General features: G+C 68.3%; 20 protein-coding genes. 8 read left to right on the forward strand and 12 right to left on the reverse strand.

The annotated features are described in order from the left end of the window. Positions 1 to 2: 2 nt before the first annotated feature. From coaE to ACPEH0_RS04345, 5 genes are all read right to left on the reverse strand, one after another. On the reverse strand, positions 3 to 599 hold the full coding sequence (coaE, locus tag ACPEH0_RS04325) for a dephospho-CoA kinase (protein ID WP_366212927.1): 597 nt from the start codon (positions 597 to 599) through the stop codon (positions 3 to 5). Positions 600 to 622: 23 nt separating this feature from the next. After that, positions 623 to 1,810, reverse strand: a complete 1,188-nt coding sequence (locus ACPEH0_RS04330) for a diguanylate cyclase (protein WP_363379738.1) — start codon at positions 1,808 to 1,810, stop codon at positions 623 to 625. Next, positions 1,810 to 3,537, reverse strand: a complete 1,728-nt coding sequence (locus ACPEH0_RS04335) for a sensor histidine kinase (protein ID WP_366212926.1) — start codon at positions 3,535 to 3,537, stop codon at positions 1,810 to 1,812. Before ACPEH0_RS04335 ends, ACPEH0_RS04330 begins: the two co-directional genes overlap by 1 nt. Positions 3,538 to 3,637: 100 nt before the next feature. Continuing rightward, complete coding sequence (gene rpsA / locus ACPEH0_RS04340; protein WP_064002307.1) at positions 3,638 to 5,089, reverse strand: 30S ribosomal protein S1; 1,452 nt, start codon at positions 5,087 to 5,089, stop codon at positions 3,638 to 3,640. 148 nt (positions 5,090 to 5,237) lie between these two features. Then, on the reverse strand, positions 5,238 to 5,657 hold the full coding sequence (locus tag ACPEH0_RS04345; protein ID WP_311283555.1) for a YchJ family protein: 420 nt from the start codon (positions 5,655 to 5,657) through the stop codon (positions 5,238 to 5,240). A 91-nt stretch (positions 5,658 to 5,748) separates the two neighbouring features. Between ACPEH0_RS04345 and ACPEH0_RS04350 the strand changes: the two genes are divergently transcribed. Genes ACPEH0_RS04350 through ACPEH0_RS04360 form a run of 3 tightly spaced genes read left to right on the forward strand, consistent with a single transcriptional unit; the run spans position 5,749 to position 8,103 of the window. Beyond that, positions 5,749 to 6,288 (forward strand): hypothetical protein, encoded by a 540-nt coding sequence (locus ACPEH0_RS04350; RefSeq protein WP_366212925.1) that lies wholly within the window; start codon positions 5,749 to 5,751, stop codon positions 6,286 to 6,288. After that, a complete protein-coding gene (locus ACPEH0_RS04355; RefSeq protein WP_366212924.1) occupies positions 6,285 to 7,169 on the forward strand; it encodes a hypothetical protein in 885 nt (294 codons plus the stop codon). Before ACPEH0_RS04350 ends, ACPEH0_RS04355 begins: the two co-directional genes overlap by 4 nt. 16 nt (positions 7,170 to 7,185) lie before the next feature. Further along, entirely contained in the window at positions 7,186 to 8,103 is a 918-nt protein-coding gene (locus tag ACPEH0_RS04360) for a 5'-3' exonuclease (protein WP_366212923.1), read from the forward strand. A gap of 1 nt (position 8,104) precedes the next feature. Here the strand turns inward: ACPEH0_RS04360 and ACPEH0_RS04365 are convergent, their stop codons facing one another. Both ACPEH0_RS04365 and trpD read right to left on the reverse strand, forming a co-directional pair. Beyond that, complete coding sequence (locus ACPEH0_RS04365) at positions 8,105 to 9,097, reverse strand: PHP domain-containing protein (RefSeq protein ID WP_366212922.1); 993 nt, start codon at positions 9,095 to 9,097, stop codon at positions 8,105 to 8,107. Positions 9,098 to 9,104: 7 nt separating this feature from the next. Continuing rightward, on the reverse strand, positions 9,105 to 10,157 hold the full coding sequence (gene trpD, locus ACPEH0_RS04370) for an anthranilate phosphoribosyltransferase (protein WP_217531305.1): 1,053 nt from the start codon (positions 10,155 to 10,157) through the stop codon (positions 9,105 to 9,107). Between the two features lie 122 nt (positions 10,158 to 10,279). Here trpD and ACPEH0_RS04375 point away from each other — a divergent pair, with 122 nt between their 5' ends. From ACPEH0_RS04375 to ACPEH0_RS04395, 5 genes are all read left to right on the forward strand, one after another. Beyond that, entirely contained in the window at positions 10,280 to 10,924 is a 645-nt protein-coding gene (locus tag ACPEH0_RS04375; protein WP_217531304.1) for a cytochrome c oxidase subunit 3, read from the forward strand. Positions 10,925 to 10,948: 24 nt separating this feature from the next. Next, on the forward strand, positions 10,949 to 11,746 hold the full coding sequence (locus ACPEH0_RS04380) for a c-type cytochrome (protein WP_217531303.1): 798 nt from the start codon (positions 10,949 to 10,951) through the stop codon (positions 11,744 to 11,746). 40 nt (positions 11,747 to 11,786) lie between these two features. Continuing rightward, on the forward strand, positions 11,787 to 12,863 hold the full coding sequence (locus ACPEH0_RS04385; RefSeq protein ID WP_217531302.1) for a ubiquinol-cytochrome c reductase iron-sulfur subunit: 1,077 nt from the start codon (positions 11,787 to 11,789) through the stop codon (positions 12,861 to 12,863). A 32-nt stretch (positions 12,864 to 12,895) separates the two neighbouring features. Further along, a complete protein-coding gene (locus tag ACPEH0_RS04390; protein WP_217531339.1) occupies positions 12,896 to 14,683 on the forward strand; it encodes a cytochrome b in 1,788 nt (595 codons plus the stop codon). Between the two features lie 78 nt (positions 14,684 to 14,761). After that, positions 14,762 to 15,187, forward strand: coding sequence for a rhodanese-like domain-containing protein (locus tag ACPEH0_RS04395; protein WP_217531301.1), 426 nt, complete (start codon positions 14,762 to 14,764; stop codon positions 15,185 to 15,187). Between the two features lie 18 nt (positions 15,188 to 15,205). Here ACPEH0_RS04395 and ACPEH0_RS04400 read toward each other — a convergent pair whose 3' ends face one another. The 5 genes from ACPEH0_RS04400 to erpA form a co-directional block, all read right to left on the reverse strand. Further along, complete coding sequence (locus ACPEH0_RS04400) at positions 15,206 to 16,003, reverse strand: PP2C family protein-serine/threonine phosphatase (protein ID WP_217531300.1); 798 nt, start codon at positions 16,001 to 16,003, stop codon at positions 15,206 to 15,208. Between the two features lie 6 nt (positions 16,004 to 16,009). Beyond that, positions 16,010 to 16,444, reverse strand: a complete 435-nt coding sequence (locus ACPEH0_RS04405) for a cytochrome c oxidase subunit 4 (protein WP_217531299.1) — start codon at positions 16,442 to 16,444, stop codon at positions 16,010 to 16,012. Next, on the reverse strand, positions 16,445 to 18,187 hold the full coding sequence (ctaD, locus tag ACPEH0_RS04410) for a cytochrome c oxidase subunit I (protein WP_217531298.1): 1,743 nt from the start codon (positions 18,185 to 18,187) through the stop codon (positions 16,445 to 16,447). Continuing rightward, complete coding sequence (coxB, locus tag ACPEH0_RS04415) at positions 18,187 to 19,086, reverse strand: cytochrome c oxidase subunit II (protein WP_217531297.1); 900 nt, start codon at positions 19,084 to 19,086, stop codon at positions 18,187 to 18,189. The genes ctaD and coxB overlap by 1 nt, the downstream gene beginning before the upstream one ends. A 114-nt stretch (positions 19,087 to 19,200) precedes the next feature. Then, positions 19,201 to 19,566 carry an iron-sulfur cluster insertion protein ErpA gene (gene erpA / locus ACPEH0_RS04420; RefSeq protein WP_064002321.1) on the reverse strand — a complete coding sequence of 122 codons (366 nt, stop codon included), beginning with the start codon at positions 19,564 to 19,566 and terminating at the stop codon, positions 19,201 to 19,203. Positions 19,567 to 19,658: the final 92 nt, after the last annotated feature.

Genomic DNA, 19,658 nt, shown 5'->3' on the forward strand with positions numbered 1-19,658 from the left:
TGTCAGCCGGCGAGGCGCTCCCAGAGGGCGTCGACCTGCGACAGCGTCTGCGCCATCGACCCCGACGTGTCGATGACGACGTCGGCGATCGCGAGGCGGCGCTCGTCGCCGACCTGCGATGCGATGCGTGCGTCCGCATCGGCGGGGCTCATCCCCCGCAGGGAGACGAGCCGCTCCCGCCGCAGCTCGACGGGCGCGTGGGCCACCACGACGAGCTCCCAGGGGTCCTCCGCGCGCGCCTCGAGCAGCAGGGGGACGTCGTAGACGACGACCGCGCTCGGATCCGCGGCCTGCGCGGCCGCGAAGCGCGCCGCGGATTCGACCCGCACGGCGGGGTGGACGATCGCGTTGAGGCGGCGCACGGCATCCTCGTCACCGAAGACGCGTGAGGCGAGACGGGGTCGGTCGAGCTCGCCGGTGCCCGTCAGGACGTCGTCGCCGAACGCCGCGGCGATCTCCGCGAGCACCGAGGACCCCGGCTGCTGCACCTCGCGGACGATCGCGTCGGCATCGACGATCACCGCGCCGTGCTCGGCGAGTCGACGCGCGATCGTGGACTTCCCCGACGCGATGCCGCCGGTCAATGCGATGAGTGTCACCCTCCGAGGATGCCATGGCGCCGTCACGCCCGAGCGGTGCCGCCGTCCTCGATCCCGCCGAAGAGAACGGATGCCTCGAGGCTGCGCGACGCGCGCTGCGCCGCGGCACGCGCGGCGTTGAGGAGGACCTCGGGGTCGTATCCGACCGTCTCCGTCAGCGCGACACCGACGCCGACGATCGGGAGCAGCCCCGTGGGATTGCCGGCGAGGTCGTCGATGCAGCCCCGGTAGATGGCCGCGGCCTGGCGACGCGCCTCGGCAGCCGTCCCGGAGACGACGCAGACCGACATCGTCGCGTCGCCGTCCTCCCCCACGAAGGCGGATGCCGGGGCGTGTCGACGCACGGACCGCCGCCATTGCGCCGCGAGCTCGTCCGTGGCATCCGTTCCGAAGGCCGCCGCCATCTCCTCCATCCCGTCCACCCCCACGACGACGACGCTCAGCAGATCCTGTCGCCAGCTCGCCCGCTCGGCGACGTCGCGGAGGGCGTCGCGGTAGGTTCCCGACAGCATCACCCCGTCGGCGGCCACCCCGTTCTCGCTCAGCCACTCGAAGCGATGCGTCGCGCTCTTGGTCGATCGCAGGATCGACGTCACGACGACGGCGACCATCGTGAGCACGACGGTCGCGATGTTCGCGGACACCGATCCGAACCAGGTCGTGAAGAAGTCGCCCTCGGGTCCGTTCCACACGAAGGCGACGAGGCGTGCGGCGTAGTAGACCGCCGCCGCCAGGAGGACGATGGCGAACAGTCGCGCGTTGCCGACGCGCCCCATGGGCCGTCGCAACGCCTCGATGCCTCCGACCGCGAAGAGGCCGACGATGGTGACCACCATGACCGTCCACCCGCCCCAGCTGCCGTCCACGGGGACCCGCACCACGGTCGCGACGAACGTCGCGACGGTCAGGACCGCCACGATGACGGCGGGCCGCGCGATGGGTCGATCGTTGAAGCGGCGGTTCCCCAGCCAGATGAAGGCCGGCGTGAGCGCGAAGGAGGCGTTGCCGATCGCGATGGCCACGGCGCCGCCGATGCCGGACGCCCACGAGATGTAGGCGAACGTCGTGGCGGTGCCGCAGAGATAAGCGACGGCCCAGAGGCGCCCGGCGCCCGTGTCCCGGCGTCGCAGCGTCTCGACGACGAAGATCCCCGCGGCCGTCAGCGCGACGATCGCCGTCATGACGGTCACCGAGAAGAGATCGAGGGTCATCACTCGCCGTCCCCGGCCGCGGAGCGCAGTGCGCCGTCGCTCGCCGTCTCCGCCGTCGCGGGCAGGCGGACCATGAACGTCGTCCCGAGACCCGGGGTTGACGTCACCGTGATGTCGCCGCCGTGCGCCCGCACGATCTCGCGACTGATGGCGAGGCCGAGCCCGGTTCCCGGGACACCGCTCTCCGCTCGGAAGAACCGTTCGAAGACCCGCTCCTGGTCCTCGACCGACAGCCCGATCCCGGTGTCCCGGACGAGGAACCACGAGTGCCGGCCGTCGGTCGAGGAGCCCACCGTGATCGTGCCGCCGTCGCGGTTGAACTTGATCGCGTTGCTGAGCAGGTTGTCGGCGACCTGCCGGATGCGCGCCGCGTCGATGAACGCGGGGGTCGGGAGGAGGTCGCTCGTGTCGATTCGGATCGCCCGGTCGCGCGCCACCGGTCCGAGATCGGATGCCGCCGCCCCCACGACGTCGGCGAGGTCTGTCTCCTGCGGCGACAGGGTGACCTCGACCGACATCCGCGACGCCGTCGACGCGGCGAGGATCCCCGACACGATCCCGAGGAGGCGCTCGCTGTTGCGGTAGGCGACGTCGACCTGTCGGGCGATCTCCGGAGGCAGGTCCTCGTGGTCGAGGACGAGCTCGAGGTACCCGATGATCGAGGTCAGCGGCGTCCGCAGTTCGTGGGAGACCGACGCGACCAGACTGTCGCGCGCCTTGAGGGCGGTGCGCTCCTCGCTCACGTCGCGCGCGACGAGCACGATGCCGGCGGGGCGGCCGTCGGCATCCTTCATCCGCCGCGCGGTCAGGCTGATCGCGGCCCGTCGGGACTCGGAGACGGGGAACCAGACCACGAGGTCGCTGAACGTCTCGCCTCGGAGGATGCGGGCGAGCGGCCGCTCGTGCGGTGCGAGCGGGGTCTCGCCGTCCGCAGCGTAGATGGTCTGCGTGGCGTCGATGCGACCGAAACTCGGGATGCGCTGCTGGAACTTGCCGAGAGCGTCGTTGACGAACGTGATCTCGCCGTCGGTACCGATGCGGAGGACGCCGAAGTCGACGGTGTCCAGGACCTCGGTGAGCAGCTGCTCCTGCCTGCTGGCGTGGCGCAGCGCCGCCGCCAGACGGACGTTCTGCTTGTCGAGGAGGGCGCGTTGCGCCTGGAAACGGCGGGTGCCGTTGTAGGTGGAGACACCGATCGCGATGACCACGGCCGGGAGGACGATGATGCCCCAGGTGAACTCGAACGACGGCGCGAGGGCGAGCGCGGTCCAGTAGGCGCTGATCGATCCGACGCAGCCCACGATCAGCCAGATCCGCCCGAGGCTCGACAGCCACATCGTGGGGAACGCCCACAGCAGAGCGATCCCCGGGACGTCGGAGGTGCGCATCAGTCCGATCGCGACGATGTCCACCACGGGGACGATCGCGACCCACGACGGGTTTATGCGGGACCACGGCACCGCGAGGCTCGCGAGGGCAGCGACGACGACGAGCACGACGCCGGCCGCGAACGAGGAGGCCTGCGCCAGCCAGCCGCCGGGGAAACCCGACAGGAAGATGCCCGCGACGATCGCGGTGAGGAGGATCTGGTTGTTCGCGACGACGCGGTCGCGCAGCTCCGTCAGCGGCACGCGCGGGCGCGACGCCCGGTGGGGGCGCTCGCCGGGGGCGGGCGAAGGCGCGGGCGCGCGGTCGGCGGAAGCCGCCTCCTGATCCGCATGTGCCACAGGAGAACGTTACCGGCCCGGATGCCCCGGCGTCAGACGCCCGGAAACGGCCGAGGGGCCGGAGCACATGGCTCCGACCCCTCGGTCGTGGTGGTGTCGATCAGCGACCGGACAGCTTCTCGCGGAGAGCAGCCAGCGCCTCGTCGTCGGCGAGGGTGCCGGCACCGCTCGAGACCTCGGACGAGAAGGACGACGAACCCGAGTCGGCGGGAGCGGCGGCCTCGGCCTCGAGGGCCTTGGCGACGGCGGCCTTGTGAGCCTCCCAGCGACCCTGAGCAGCGGCGTACTCGGCCTCCCAGGCGAGGCGGGCCTCGTCGAAGCCTTCCTTCCACTGGTTGGTCTCGGGGTCGAAGCCCTCGGGGTACTTGTACTCGCCGTTCTCGTCGTACTCGGTGACCATGCCGTACAGGGCCGGGTCGAACTCGGTGCCGTTGGGGTCGACCGACTCGTTGGCCTGCTTCAGCGACAGCGAGATACGGCGACGCTCGAGGTCGATGTCGATGATCTTGACGAAGACCTCTTCACCGACGGAGACGACCTGCTCGGCGAGCTCGACGTGCTTGCCCGACAGCTCGGAGATGTGCACGAGGCCCTCGATGCCGTCGGCGACGCGGACGAACGCACCGAACGGAACGAGCTTGGTGACCTTGCCCGGCGCGACCTGACCGATCGCGTGGGTGCGGGCGAAGACCTGCCACGGGTCCTCCTGCGTCGCCTTCAGCGACAGGGAGACGCGCTCGCGGTCGAGGTCGACCTCGAGGATCTCGACGGTGACCTCCTGGCCGACCTCGACGACCTCGGATGCGTGCTCGATGTGCTTCCACGAGAGCTCCGAGACGTGGACGAGACCGTCGACGCCACCGAGGTCGACGAACGCACCGAAGTTGACGATCGACGAGACGGTGCCCTTGCGGACCTGACCCTTGTGGAGGTTGTTGAGGAAGTTCGAACGCGACTCGGACTGCGTCTGCTCGAGCAGGGCGCGGCGCGAGAGGACGACGTTGTTGCGGTTCTTGTCGAGCTCGAGGATCTTGGCCTCGATCTCCTGGCCGAGGTACGGCGTCAGGTCGCGAACGCGACGCAGCTCGATGAGCGACGCCGGGAGGAAGCCGCGGAGGCCGATGTCGACGATGAGACCACCCTTGACGACCTCGATGACGGAGCCGGTGACGACACCGTCGTTCTCCTTGATCTTCTCGACGTCTCCCCAGGCACGCTCGTACTGCGCGCGCTTCTTGGAGAGGATCAGGCGGCCTTCCTTGTCCTCCTTCTGGAGCACGAGGGCCTCGACCTGGTCGCCGACGTTGACGACCTCGTTGGGGTCGACGTCGTGCTTGATCGAGAGCTCACGCGAGGGGATGACGCCCTCGGTCTTGTAGCCGACGTCGAGGAGGACCTCGTCGCGGTCGATCTTCACGACGGTGCCTTCGATGAGGTCTCCGTCGTTGAAGAACTTCAGGGTCTTCTCGACCGCGGCCAGGAAGTCCTCAGCAGATCCGATGTCGTTGATGGCGACCTGCTTGGTGGCCGGGGCGGTCGTTGCGTTAGTCATGTAGGGGGTTGTCCTTGGATGGTGTTGTGTTCGGGCCACGGAGCCAGTCCGCACGAGGACGTGCGGCAGCCGATCGCGGCAGGGTGGTTGGTTCGTGCGATGTCACGCGGGCGCGGCACAAGGGCCACGCGTGTGACACTCCAGGGTATCAGAGAGCGTCCGCGTAGTACCAGCGCCCCGCGCGCCGCACGAACCGGCTGTCCTCCTCGAGGACGCCCTGATCCCCGGTGCCGCCGTCGGACCATCGCGCTCGGAAGCTCACCCGCCCGGATCGGCCGTCGGCGGCCGTCTCGGAACGCAGGACCTCCAGCCCGAGCCAGGTGGTCGCGGCATCCACCGACACCTCGTCCGGACGCGTCGCGGGGAACCAGGTGTCGGCCAGATGCCGGGCGTCTCCCAGGGCGAACGCGGTGTACCGCGACCGCATGAGGTCCTCGGGCGTCTCGGCGGGAACGCCGGCGAGGACGGGCCCGCAGCACGAGCCGAACGCGCGTCGGCCGCAGGGGCAGAGCGAGTCCGGCGCGGGTCGACGCCCTCGATGAGCGGATGCCGCGGCTCCGAACGACATGTTCCCCTCCCCACCCCGTGGATGACGCCAGCGAGCCTACGCGCTGTGGAGAACCGACCGGGTGAGCGCGCATGGTCACTACCGTGGTCGCATGACCGCTCGACGTTCTGCAGCGCTGCTCGCGGCGAGCGCGCTCGCCGCCGCTCTCACCGCGTGCGCTCCCGCCTCCACCCCGACGCCCTCCCCCACGCCGACCGGGTTCGCGTCGGAAGAAGAGGCGTTCGCCGCCGCCGAAGCGACCTACCGCGCGTACGTCGACGCCCTGAACCAGGTCGACCTCAGCGACCCCGCGACCTTCGAGCCGGTGTATGCGCTGCTCACGGAGAGCGCTCTTGACGGTTCAAAGAAGGAGCTCACCACTCTGCATGCAGAGTCGCTTACCAAGACTGGGCTCACGAAGATCGACCGGATCGAGAGAGAATCGGCCGACATCGCGACGTCCTCCGCCACACTGCTCGTGTGCCTCAATGTGTCAGACGTTGACGTCCTCGATCCCTCTGGCACTTCCGTCGTTCCCGCGGGCCGCAATGACTTCCAGTTGCTATCAGTCGATTTCGGTCAAGCCAACTCTGAACCTCGCCAGTTGGTGATCGAAAACAGTCAGGCGATGGGTGATGAACCATGTGGATGACGCTGGGCCTGGTCGCTGGCCTGCTGACCGCAGGTGCCTCCAGCTCCACCGGCTCGTGTACCGCCGAATCAGTTTGGACCAGCTGTGAGAGCGCCAACGATGGCTCTTCGATCTCCATCGGAGCCACCAGGACCGAAGCCATCACACCCCGCGCACCCTCGCGCAACAACAACAACGGCGGCGGTGGCAGCGCCCCGATCCTCGCCCCGCCCCCGCCGCGCGACCCGAACGCGTACTACCCCGGCGGCCGCACACGCGACCAGTGGCTGGCGGACTGCGCCTTCGATCTCGCCTGCTCGGCTCCGATCACGGCGCCCGGCAGCGCGCCCCTTCCGGGCGCCGAGCAGGCCGATCAGGAGCCCGCCGAGCCGGCGCCGGCCCCCGCCGCACCCGACCCGACGACCGCCACGATCGACGACGTGGCGCAGTTCGCGCCGGCACCCCCGCGGGTCGTCGGCGAGCCCGACGGGTTCGGAGTGGTCGGCATGCCCACGAACTTCGTCGTCGGCGCCACGGAGCACACGGTCGACGGCGAGATCTTCGACGTCCCCGTGACCGTCCGGTTCACACCGGTGTCCTTCCTCTTCGACTACGGCGACGGCGCCACCCGCGAGACGACGACCCCCGGAACGTCCTGGCAGGACCTCGACGTCCCGCAGTTCACCGCCACCGACACGAGCCACAGCTACTCTGAGCCCGGTGAATACGAGGCCCGCGCGACGATCCGCTACGTCGCCGAAGCCGACGCCGGCGGAGGCTGGTTCGCCGTCCCCGGGATCCTCGAGATCGGCACCGCCGCGACCGTCATCCGCGTCGTGGACGTCGACACGGCCCTCGTCGAGCAGACCTGCGACGAAGACCCCGGCGGTCCCGGTTGCTGAATGCGAGGATGAGCGCGTGACCGGACTCCTCATGCTGCTCGACTCCGCCAGCCTCTACTTCCGCGCCTTCTACGGCGTGCCCGACACGGTGAAGGCGCCCGATGGACGCCCCGTCAACGCCGCGCGCGGATTCCTCGACATGATCGCCAAGCTCGTCAGCACCTACGAGCCGACGCACCTCGTCGCCTGCTGGGACGACGACTGGCGTCCGCAGTGGCGCGTCGACCTGATCCCGTCGTACAAGGCCCACCGCGTCGCGCAGGAGGTGGAGTCCGCGCCGGACGTCGAGGAGGTCCCCGATCCCCTCGAGATCCAGGTGCCGGTGATCCGTGAGGCACTCGGCACCCTCGGCATCCCGATCATCGGCGCAGCCGAGCACGAGGCCGACGACGTCATCGGCACGCTCGCCTCGACCAGTGGCATGCCCGTCGACGTCGTCACGGGCGACCGCGACCTGTTCCAACTCGTCGACGACGCCCGCGGCGTCCGCGTCGTCTACACCGGGCGCGGAATGAGCAAGCTCGAAGAACTGACGGATGCCGTCATCGTCAGCAAGTACGGCATCCTCCCGACGCAGTACGCGGACTTCGCCGCGATGCGCGGCGATGCGTCCGACGGCCTCCCCGGGGTCGCGGGTGTCGGCGAGAAGACGGCCGCGACGCTCCTCGCCGCCCACGGCGACCTCGCCGGCATCCGGCGGGCAGCCGAATCCGGCGAGGGGATGAGCGCCGGCGTGCGAAACAAGATTCTCGCCGCAGCCGACTACCTCGACGTCGCGCCCCGCGTCGTCGAGGTCGTCCGCACCCTCGACCTCCCCGCGGTCGACACCCGCATCACCGCGCCCGACGAGGCGGCCGTCGCACGCCTCGCGGAGGCGTGGTCGCTCGGATCCTCCGCCACGCGCGCCGCGTCGGCGCTGTCCGCGCGGGCCTGACTCAGCGGGACGCCTTCCACTCCCGCAGCCGCGCCAGCGGCCATGTGGTGATGATGCGTTCCGGGGGCACACCGGCGCGTTCGGCGCGGACGGCGCCGTGATCGAGCAGCGACAGCTGACCCGGCGCGTGCGCATCCGAGTCGATCGAGAACAGGCATCCCACCTCGATCGCGAGAGCGAGCAGATCGTCCGGCGGGTCCTCGCGCTCGGGCCGGGAATTGATCTCCACGGCGGTCCCGTGCGCGGCGCACGCCTCGAAGACCGCCCGCGCGTCGAACACGGACGGCGGACGCGTGCCGCGTGATCCCGAGACGAGCCGCCCCGTCACGTGACCCAGCACGTCGACACGCGGATCGGATGCCGCGGCCACCAGCCGCCGCGTCATCGGACCGCGCTCCATCCGTAGCGTCGAATGCGCCGATGCGACGACGATGTCGAGGGATCGGAGCAGCCCGTCCTCCTGGTCGAGCGAGCCGTCGTCGAGGATGTCGACCTCGATGCCGCTGAGGAGAGTGAAATCTGCGTCGCAGAACCCCGGGAGGAGCGCCAGTTGCTCGCGGAGCCGCTCCGCGGACAGGCCCCGCGCGACGCGCAGCCGCGGCGAGTGGTCCGTGAGCGCGAGGTACTCGTGACCGAGCGCCCTGGCCGCCTCCACCATGAGATCGATCGACGTCAGCCCGTCCGACCATTCGGAGTGCGCGTGCAGGTCTCCGCGCAGCTGCGACCGCAGAGCGGATGCCTGTGGCGGCGCCACGCGCTCCCGGAGATCCGCCAGATACGTGGGGACGCGGCCCGAGACCGCCTCGCTGATCACGGCGAAGGTGGAGTCGCCGATGCCCTTCCGAGCACGGATCCCACGGAGGTCGGTCCGCTCGTCCGCGCTCAACTCCGCCAGGGTCTTCGCGGCGGCGCGGAACGCCTTCGACTTGTACCGCGAGGCGCGATCACGCTCCAGGAGCTCCGCGATCTCCGTCAGCGCCTCGACCGGGTCCATGTCGGCCTCAGCGCCCGGATGCCGCGACCCACGCGTCGAGCTTGGCTGCGGCCGCACCCGAGTCGACCGCCGCCGCCGCCTCGGCGTGGGCCTCGGCGAGGCGCTCGACAAAGGGTCGCTGGAGCTCGCCCGCATCCCGGAACAGTCGGTACGAAACGATCCCGGCGGCGGCGTTGAGCAGCACGATGTCGCGCACCGGACCGGACTCGCCCTGCAGCACGCGACGGACCACCTCGGCGTTGTGCGGGGCGTCGCCCCCGAGGAGGTCGGAGATCTCCGCCCGCGGGATCCCGAGATCACGCGGATCGAGGTCATGCTCGCGGACGTCGCCCCGGCTGATCTCCCACACCCGGCTGTGCCCGGTGGTGGTGAGTTCGTCCATGCCGTCGTCGCCGCGGAAGACGAGCGCCGTCGCACCGCGCGTTCGGAAGACCCCGGTGATGAGCGGCACACGGTCCAGGTGCGCAACCCCCACGGCGTTGGCCTCGGCACGCGCCGGATTGCAAAGCGGTCCGAGGAAGTTGAAGACGGTCGGGATGCCGAGCTCGGCGCGCGTGGGACCGGCATGGCGGAACCCGGGGTGGAACGCGGACGCGAACGCGAACGTGATCCCCACCTCGTCGAGCACCGCGGCGACCCGTTCGGGCGGATTCATCAGGTCGACACCGAGGGCCGCCAGCACGTCCGACGATCCCGACTTCGAGCTCGCGGCGCGGTTGCCGTGCTTGACGACGGGGATGCCGGTGGCCGCCACGACCACCGATGCGGTCGTCGAGACGTTCACGGTCCCGTAACGATCGCCGCCGGTGCCGACGATGTCGAGCACCTCGGCCGGCACCGGGAGGGGGACGGCCGCCTCGAGGATGGCGTCGCGGAAGCCGACGACCTCGTCGACGGTCTCACCCTTGGCGCGCAGCGCGACGAGGAACGCCGCGAGCTGCGACGGGGTCGCCGCGCCCTGCATCACCTGGCGCATCGCCCAGGTCGACTCGGACACGCTGAGGTCCTGACCGGAGAGCACCGAGGTGAGGATTTCGGGCCAGGAGTACATGTCCGCCATGCCTCCCGATCCTACTCAGCACTCTGTCAGCCGACTCGCGGCCCGTGCATCACGCGATCCGATGCCGGAGAAAGGGACGAGTACCTTCAGGAATGCGAAACCCTCCCCCAACATCGGCCATAATGGGGAGCGTGACGACCACTCCCGCGAAATACAACCAGGCACTGCGTTCGGTGAAACGACCGGACCCGGTGGCCGTCGGCACGATCGTGTGGCTCGGCAGCGAGGTCATGTTCTTCGCCGGCCTCTTCGCCATCTACTTCACGATCCGCAACACCTCGCCGGAGCTGTGGGCTGCCCGCACCGACCTGCTGAACATCCCGTTCGCCGCGGTGAACACCCTCATCCTGGTGCTGTCGTCGTTCACGGCGCAGGCCGGTGTCTTCGCGGCCGAGCGCTTCCAGCCCTACCGTCGCGGATCCCTCTGGAACTTCCGCCAGTGGGGCATGGTCGAGTGGTTCTACGTGACCTTCATCATGGGTGCGGTCTTCGTCTCGGGTCAGGTGTGGGAGTACGCCACCCTGATCGCCGAGGGCATGCCCATCAGCGCCGACTCCTACGCGTCGGCCTTCTACCTGACGACCGGCTTCCACGCCCTGCACGTGACGGGTGGCCTCATCGCCTTCCTGCTCATCATCGGGCGCGCCTTCGCCGTCAAGAACTTCGGCCGCAAGGAGATGACCTCCGCGATCGTCGTGTCGTACTACTGGCACTTCGTCGACGTCGTGTGGATCATCCTCTTCGCCGTCATCTACTTCATCCGGTAACACAGAGCGGAGCTGAGTTCCTCAATGGCATCCAAGACCCCGCGTCGGCAGACGGGCCGTCGCAGCAAGTGGGCGGCCGCCGCTCTGATCGGCGTCGGCCTGCTGCTCACGGGTGGCATCTACGCCGGTGCGTCCGCCGCCATGGCGTCGACGACGTCGACCGAGACGTCCACCCTCACCATCGAGGACGGCAAGAAGCTGTTCCAGGCGAACTGCGCGACCTGCCACGGCCTCAACCTCCAAGGCACGCCCGACGGCCCCTCGCTCTACGGCGTCGGGGAGCTGTCCGTCGAGTTCCAGGTCGCGACCGGCCGTATGCCCCTGCAGAACCAGGGTCCGCAGGCACCGAAGAAGTCGCCGCAGTTCACCGAGGACCAGATCAAGGCGATGGCCGCCTGGGTGCAGTCCGTCGCCCCCGGACCCACCTACCCCGACGAGCGCACCCTCGACGGCGAGGGCAACCTGACCCAGGGCGCCGAGCTCTTCCGCATCAACTGCGCGATGTGCCACAACGTCGCCGCCGCCGGTGGTGCTCTGACCGAGGGCAAGTACGCTCCCGCGCTCACCGAGACCAGCCCGCTGCACATCTACGCGGCGATGGTCACGGGCCCGCAGAACATGCCCGTCTTCAACGACATGACCATCACGCCCGACGAGAAGCGCGACATCATCTCGTCCCTGATGTACCTGCAGAAGAGCGAACCCGTCGGTGGGTTCACGCTCGGTTCGCTCGGACCGGTCTCCGAAGGCCTGTTCATCTGGATCTTCGGCATCGGCACGCTGATCGGCATCTCGGTGTGGATCACCGCGAAGTCCAACTGACCCACCACTGACGCACAGAATTTCACGGACGAGGAGCAGAATGTCACACGAGGAAGAGCCGCAGGCGCTCGAGAAGGCTCCTCAGCCTTCGTCGGGTCTCGTCGTCGCGGTCGCCGACCCCGTGCAGAACCCGGGTCTGCCGCCGCACCGCGAGCGGATGACCGATAAGGACCCGGCGGCGATGGCCCGCGCGGTCCGCACCGTCTACACACTGTTCTACATCTCGCTCGCCGCCAGCCTCTGGGCGGTGGCCGCGTACATGCTGTTCCCGATCGAGAGCGGCGCCTTCGGCGACATCCGCGCGAACAACCTGTTCATCGGACTCGGGATCGGGTTCGCCCTCCTCACCATCGGCATCGCTGCGATCCACTGGTCGAAGGCGATCATGCCCGACAAGGAGCACATCGAGCAGCGCCACCCGACCCGCGGCAAAGAGTCCACCCGCGAAGCGGCCGTCGACGTCTTCCGCGAGGCCAACGAGGAATCCGGCTTCGGCCGTCGCACCGCCATCCGCGGTGGTCTCATCGCCGCCCTGGTCGCCTCGATCGTCCCGGGTGTGACGCTGTTCCGCGGCCTCGCTCCCCACGCATCCGAGGAGCACCCGCTCGCCGGTGACCCCGTCGCGCTGCTGAAGCACACGATGTGGAAGGAGGGTGAGCGCCTGGCGCACGACCCGTCCGGCCTCCCCATCCGCGCCGCCGACGTCGCACTCGGCTCCGCCGTGCACGTCATCCCGGAGTCCCTCAAGGACGTCGACCACCTGGATGGATACCTCGAGGAGAAGGCCAAGGCCATCGTCCTCCTCATGCGGCTGCTCCCCGAGCAGCTGCCCGCCGAGTACAACCGCCTCGACTGGTCCTACGACGGGATCGTGGCGTACTCGAAGGTCTGCACGCACGTCGGATGCCCCGTCGCGCTGTACGAGCAGCAGACCCACCATCTGCTCTGCCCCTGCCACCAGTCGCAGTTCGACGTGTCGCGCGGCGCCGAGGTCATCTTCGGACCCGCCGCCCGCCCGCTCCCCCAGCTGCCCATCACGGTCGACGCAGACGGATATCTCATCGCCAAGAGCGACTTCGAAGAGCCCGTCGGGCCGAGTTTCTGGGAGCGTCGTTGAGCACCGTGACTGAATCCTCGTCTACCACAGCGGTGGCCAAGCCGGCGGAGAAGCCGCTCGGCGGCCGCTTCATCGGCGCCACGGCCAACTACCTCGACGAGCGAACGAGCATCTCCGGTCTCGTCAAGGAGATCGGGCGCAAGATCTTCCCCGACCACTGGTCGTTCATGCTCGGTGAGATCGCCCTCTGGAGCTTCGTCGTCGTCTTCCTGTCGGGCTCGTTCCTGACGTTCTTCTTCGAGGCGTCGATGGCGCCCACGCACTACAACGGCGCATACGTACCGCTGCGTGGCATCGAGATGTCGGCTGCCCTCGAGTCGACGCTGAACATTTCGTTCGACCTCCGTGGCGGTCTCCTCGTGCGGCAGCTTCACCACTGGGCGGCGCTGCTGTTCATCGCCGCGATCGGCGTGCACATGCTGCGCGTGTTCTTCACCGGCGCGTTCCGCAAGCCGCGTGAGCTCAACTGGGTGATCGGGTTCGTCCTGTTCATCCTCGCCATGGCACTCGGCTTCACCGGTTACTCGCTCCCCGACGACCTGCTCTCGGGCAACGGCCTCCGCATCATCGACGGCATGATCAAGGGTCTGCCGCTGATCGGCACCTGGACCTCGTATCTGCTCTTCGGCGGCGAGTTCCCGGGCATGGCGATCGTCGGTCGTCTGTACACGCTGCACATCCTGCTGCTGCCGCTGATCCTCATCGCGCTCATCGCCGCGCACCTCATGCTGATGATCATCAACAAGCACACGCAGTTCGCCGGCCCCGGCCGCACGAACGACAACGTCGTGGGCTACCCGATGGTCCCGATCTACATGTCGAAGATGGGCGGCTTCCTGTTCATCACGTTCGGTGTGCTCGTCCTCATCGCCTCGATGTTCACGATCAACCCGATCTGGAACTACGGCCCGTACGACCCGTCCCCCGTCTCGGCCGGCACCCAGCCCGACTGGTACATCGGCTTCGCGGACGGCGCGCTCCGTCTCGCGCCCTCGAACCTGGACCTCGTCCTGTTCGACCGCACCTTCTCGTTCGGCATCCTGCTGCCGGTCGCGGTGCTGGGCCTGTTCATCGTGCTCGTCGCGGTGTACCCCTTCATCGAGGCGTGGGTCACGGGTGACAAGCGCGAGCACCACATCGCGCAGCGTCCCCGCCACGCGCCGACCCGCACGGCCATCGGCGTCGCCGGCGTCATCTTCTACGCCGTTCTGTGGGCCGCCGCCTCCTCGGACATCATCGCCACGCACTTCTCGCTGACGATGGAGGGGGTCATCCACTCCCTCCAGGCGCTGCTGTTCATCGGCCCGATCGTCGGCTACTTCGTGACGAAGCGGATCGCGATCGCGCTCCAGAAGAAGGACCGCGAGATCGCCCTGCACGGGTACGAGTCGGGTCGCATCGTCCGCCTTCCCGGCGGCGAGTACATCGAGGTCCACCAGCCCGTCGACGCGTACGAGCGCGTGAAGCTGATCGACTTCGAGGTGCACGAGCCCCTGGTCGTCCGTCCGAACGACAACGGCCGGATCCCGTGGCACCAGAACGTCCGCGCCTCGCTGTCGCGCTGGTTCTTCGAGGACCGTCTGTCGCCGGTCACGCAGACCGAGCTGGATGCCGCGATCGCCCACCAGCACCACGCACTCGAGCACATCGAGCACGAGGAGCAGGAGGAGATCCGCGGTGCCCACGAGCGCGCCGGTGTCCCCGACGCGCCGCTGCACCCGATCGACGACGGTCACAACCCGGAGACCGCGAACCGCCCGTCGAACATCATCGTGGTCGACGACGCTCCGCGGAAGAAGGACGACGGCGCGAAGAGCTGATCCTCTCTGGCAGGATTGCGGCGGGGTCTGACCGAAAGGTCAGGCCCCGCCGCTTCTCTGTTCCCGTAGTGTCGAGACATGACCACCTCCCCCGTCGACGCACTCACCTACTTCCGGACGAAGCTCCACCACGAAACGGACCCCAGCGACGTCTACGCGGCGCAGAAGGCCGGCGAGCACTTCGTCCTCGTCGATGTGCGCAACCAGGAGGCCTGGGACCAGGGACACGCACGAGGCGCGCTGCACATGCCCCACCGCGAGATCGCGGCCCGCGCGCCGCAAGAGATTCCCGCGGACACCCCCGTCGTCGTGTACTGCTGGAGTCCCGGCTGCAACGGCGGCGCCCGTGGCGCCGTGGAGTTCGCGCAGCTCGGCTACAGCGTCCGCGAGATGATCGGCGGCTACGAGTACTGGGCACGGGAAGGGATGCCGGTGGACGCCGCATCCGGCTCACTCCCCCGCATCTTCGATCCGCTCGTCATGCCGGTCCGATCCGACTCCTGAGCGCCCCTGTGGGAGCGTTCAGGCGCTCGCCAGACCGGCCTCGATGACCTCGGTCCACCGGGAAGCTGCCGCGCCAGCGATGACGGGGACGGCGGCGATGTCGGGCACGCCGTCGATCACGTCGCACACGACCGCGGTGACGTTGTCGCGTGAGGCCGCCTGCAGCGCGAGCTCGACGATCATCCGCGACGCCGCGACGGGATCGGCGACGCCACCCACGATCTCGGCGAGGGCATCCTCGGGGACGTAGTCGGTGACGCCGTCGCTGCAGAGGAACCAGCGGTCGCCGATGCGCACGTCGCGCGTCTCGACCCGGATCACGTCCTCCTCGTTGCCGCCCAGCGAGGCCGTGATGATGTTGCGGCGCGGATGCGTCCAGGCATCCTCGGGACGGATGAGTCCGCGGTCGACCAACGCCTGCACGAAGGAGTCGTCACGCGTCTGCCGTGCCAGCTCACGGTCCCGCAGGAGATAGGCGCGGGAGTCCCCCGTGTGGGCGACGACGAGTCCGCCGTCCCCCGTGAGCCAGACGCCGGTCAGTGTGCTCGCCATACCCGCGAGGGCGGCGTCGCGGCGGATGTGAGCACCGATGTCCCAGTTGGCGGCCTTGACCCGGCCGATGAGGTCTTCGGCGCTGGGAAGAGCGCCGCGCAGCGTGATCAGCTTGTGGATGATCGCGGCCGACGCGAGATCACCGGAGGGACCACCGCCGACGCCGTCCGCCACAGCTGCGGCAAACGGCGAGGCGAAAGCGGCGTCCTGGTTGACGTCCCGGTAGCCTCCGACGTCGGAGAAGACGCCCGCATGGATGCGCATGGAGACTCAGCGGGCGAAGTAGCCCCGGTAGTACTCGTAGACCCACCCGACGATGGCGACGACGAAGATGGCGAAACCGATCGGGATCATGAACTCACCGACGGCGAGACCGATGAAGGCCACGGCCGCCGAGCCGGCGAGCACGAGCGGCCACCACGACCACGGCGAGAACTCGCCCATCTCAGGGTCGCCGTCGTCGATGTCGGCCGTGAGGGAGTCCTCGGGGAGGACGCCGCCCTGGGCCTTCTCGACGCGGCTCGTGTAGAACGCGATCATCGCAGCCATGGCCATCACGAAGACGAGTGCCATGGACCCGACCCACTCGATCCGGTTGAAGACCGGCAGCTGCGGGTGGGCGATGATGTTCCACACCACGTAGACGACGGCGACGAGGCCGAAGAACGCGGTCAGGATCCACCAGAGGTTGACGTTCGTCTTCACTTACTTGACCTCACCGTTCGTCAGCTCGACCACCGGGGCGTCGGGCGCGTCCTTGGCAGGACCCACACCGACGGGGATGCCGGCTTCGGGGTGGTTCAGGTCGAATGCGGGCCGCTCGCTGCGGATGCGCGGGATCGACGTGAAGTTGTGGCGCGGCGGCGGGCAGCTGGTCGCCCACTCGAGCGAACCGCCGTAGCCCCACGGGTCGTTGACCGTGACGCGCGGCGCGGTGCGTGCCGTGATCCAGACGTTCAGGAGGAACGGCACCATCGAGGCGGCGAGGATCATGGAGCCGATCGTCGACACCTGGTTCTGCCAGGTCCAGCCGTCCTGCATGGCGTAGTCGGCGTAGCGTCGCGGCATGCCGTCCGCGCCCAGCCAGTGCTGGATGAGGAACGTCATGTGGAAGCCGATGAACAGCAGCCAGAAGTGCACGAGACCCAGACGCTCGTTCAGCATCTTGCCCGTCCATTTGGGCCACCAGAAGTAGAAGCCCGCGAACATCGCGAAGACGACGGTTCCGAAGACGACGTAGTGGAAGTGCGCCACGACGAAGTACGAGTCGGAGACGGCGAAGTCCAGCGGCGGCGAGGACAGGATGACGCCGGTCAGACCACCGAAGACGAACGTTACGAGGAAGCCCAGGGCGAACACCATCGGCGTTTCGAAGGTGATGGATCCACGCCACATCGTGCCGATCCAGTTGAAGATCTTCACACCCGTCGGGACCGCGATGAGCATCGTCATGAGCGCGAAGAACGGCAGCAGGACGGCACCCGTGACGTACATGTGGTGAGCCCAGACCGAGACCGACAGCGCGGCGATCGCGATCGTCGCGTAGACGAGCGTCTTGTAGCCGAAGATCGGCTTGCGACTGAAGACCGGGAAGATCTCCGACACGATGCCGAAGAACGGCAGCGCGATGATGTACACCTCGGGGTGCCCGAAGAACCAGAACAGATGCTGCCAGAGGAGGACGCCACCGTTGGCCGGGTCGTAGATGTGGGCGCCGAGGATGCGGTCGGCCGCCGCAGCGAAGATCGCCGCCGCCAGAACCGGGAAGGCCATCAGGATCAGGATGCTGGTGATCAGCGTGTTCCAGCTGAAGATCGGCATGCGCCACATCGTCATACCGGGCGCACGCATCGTCATGATCGTGGTGATGAAGTTGACACCACCGAGGATCGTGCCGAAACCGCTCATGCCGAGGCCCAGCATCCAGAGGTCACCACCGGCACCCGGGCTGAAGCTCTCGCTCGCCAGCGGCTGGTACGCGAACCACCCGAACGCGGCGGCACCCTGCGGGGTGAGGAAGCCGGCGACGGCGATGGTCGAGCCGAACGTGAAGAGCCAGAAGGCGAAGGCGTTCAGACGCGGGAACGCGACGTCGGGCGCTCCGATCTGCAGCGGCAGCAGCGCGTTGGCGAAACCGGCGAACAGCGGCGTCGCGAACATGAGCAGCATGATGGTGCCGTGCATCGTGAACAGCTGGTTGTACTGCTCCTTCGTCGGCACCACCTGCATGCCCGGCTCGAAGAGCTCGGCGCGGATGATCAGCGCCATCACGCCGCCGAGCATGAAGAACAGGACCGACGCGATCAGGTACATGTACCCGATGGTCTTGTGGTCGGTGGAGGTGATCCACTTCACCACGATGTTGCCCTTGTGCTCGACGCGCGAGCGGCTCAGCAGCGCCGCCTGGCGAGGGGGAAGGGTCTGTGCCGGAGGCGTGATGGTGGCCATCAGTTGTTCTCTCCCTCGGCGGCAGGTGCGCCGGTGCCCGGTGCGTTCTGCTGACGGTCAAGGACGTCATCGATGTCGCCGGTCTGGCCCTTGGCCTCGAGCGACGCGATGTACGACTGGTATTCGGACTCGGAGACGACCTTCACGTTGAAGAGCATCATCGAGTGGTACTGGCCGCAGAGCTCGGCGCACTTGCCGACGTACTCGCCCTCCTTGGTGGGGACGAACGACCAGTAGTTGTCACGGCCCGGGATCATGTCCTTCTTGTAGAGGAAGTCCACGATCCAGAACGAGTGGATGACGTCGCGCGACTCGAGCTGCAGCGTCACCTTCTTGTCGACCGGCAGCACCAGCTCGGGGAGCTCGTTGGTGATGTTGCCCTGGGCGTCGGTCTGCGCCTGGACACCCATGGTCCAGACGGACTCTTCGGTGTCGTTGCAGTCGGAGCCGTTGTACTGGAAGTCCCAGGCCCATTGCTTGCCGATCGCGGTGATGCAGACATCGGGGGTCTCGTGCTGTTTCTCGATGATCGTCTGGTCGCGGGCGGTGAACGCGAAGAAGCCGAGCACCAGGATGACCGGCGCGATCGTGAAGAACATCTCGATCGGCATGTTGTAGCGCAGCTGCACCGGCAGCCCTGACTGGCCCTTGCGGCGCCGGTAGGCGATCGCGGCCCAGCCCATGAGGGCCCAGGTGATGACGCCGACGGCGAGGACGACGATCCACGACGTGGTCCAGAGGCCGGCGATCATCGACGTGCGGTTCGTCGCCTGGCCGCCCTCCTCATCGAAGCCGGGGAGGAAGCCGTTCGCTGTCGTGGGGCTGCAGCCCGCCAGCGCGACCGCGGAGGCGATCGTGAGCGGGAGAGCTACCCAACGGAGTCGGCGGTTGACGCGCACGGTGCACCTTTCGGGGACATGAAGGTCATACTCATGCCAGTCTAGGGCAACCTCTTACGGAGTTCCGGCCATCCGCTCAGGATGCCGGGACCGATGGAGGCGACCCGGGATGGATCAGTGGAAGCTGTCGCCGCAGGCGCAGCTGCCGGCGGCGTTGGGGTTGTCGATCGTGAAGCCCTGCTCTGAGATCGTGTCCTTGAAATCGATCTTCGCGCCGTCGAGGTAGGGCACCGACATGTCGTCGACGATGACCTCGACGCCGTCGAAGTCGACCGTCTTGTCGCCGTCGAGATAGCGCTCGTCGAAGTACAGCTGATAGATCAGACCCGAGCAACCGCCCGGCTGGACGGCGACGCGGAGCCGGAGGTCGTCACGGTTCTCCTGCGACAGCAGGCTCTTCACCTTCTCGGCAGCGGCCTCGGTGAGGGCGACGCCGTGGGCGGGAACGGTCTCGGTGGACTGCGTGGCGATGTCGGTCATGACTCTCCCCATGGTCGGGCCGCCAGTGCTCTTGAGGAACGGGGGCGGCGTGTTCTCTCGATTCTACGTCCCGGTGCGCCTCTCGGCCCGGC

Origin of the sequence: Microbacterium sp. NPDC079356, from assembly GCF_049545465.1 — a bacterium.
In the GTDB taxonomy this organism is placed as follows: domain Bacteria; phylum Actinomycetota; class Actinomycetes; order Actinomycetales; family Microbacteriaceae; genus Microbacterium; species Microbacterium gawkjiense.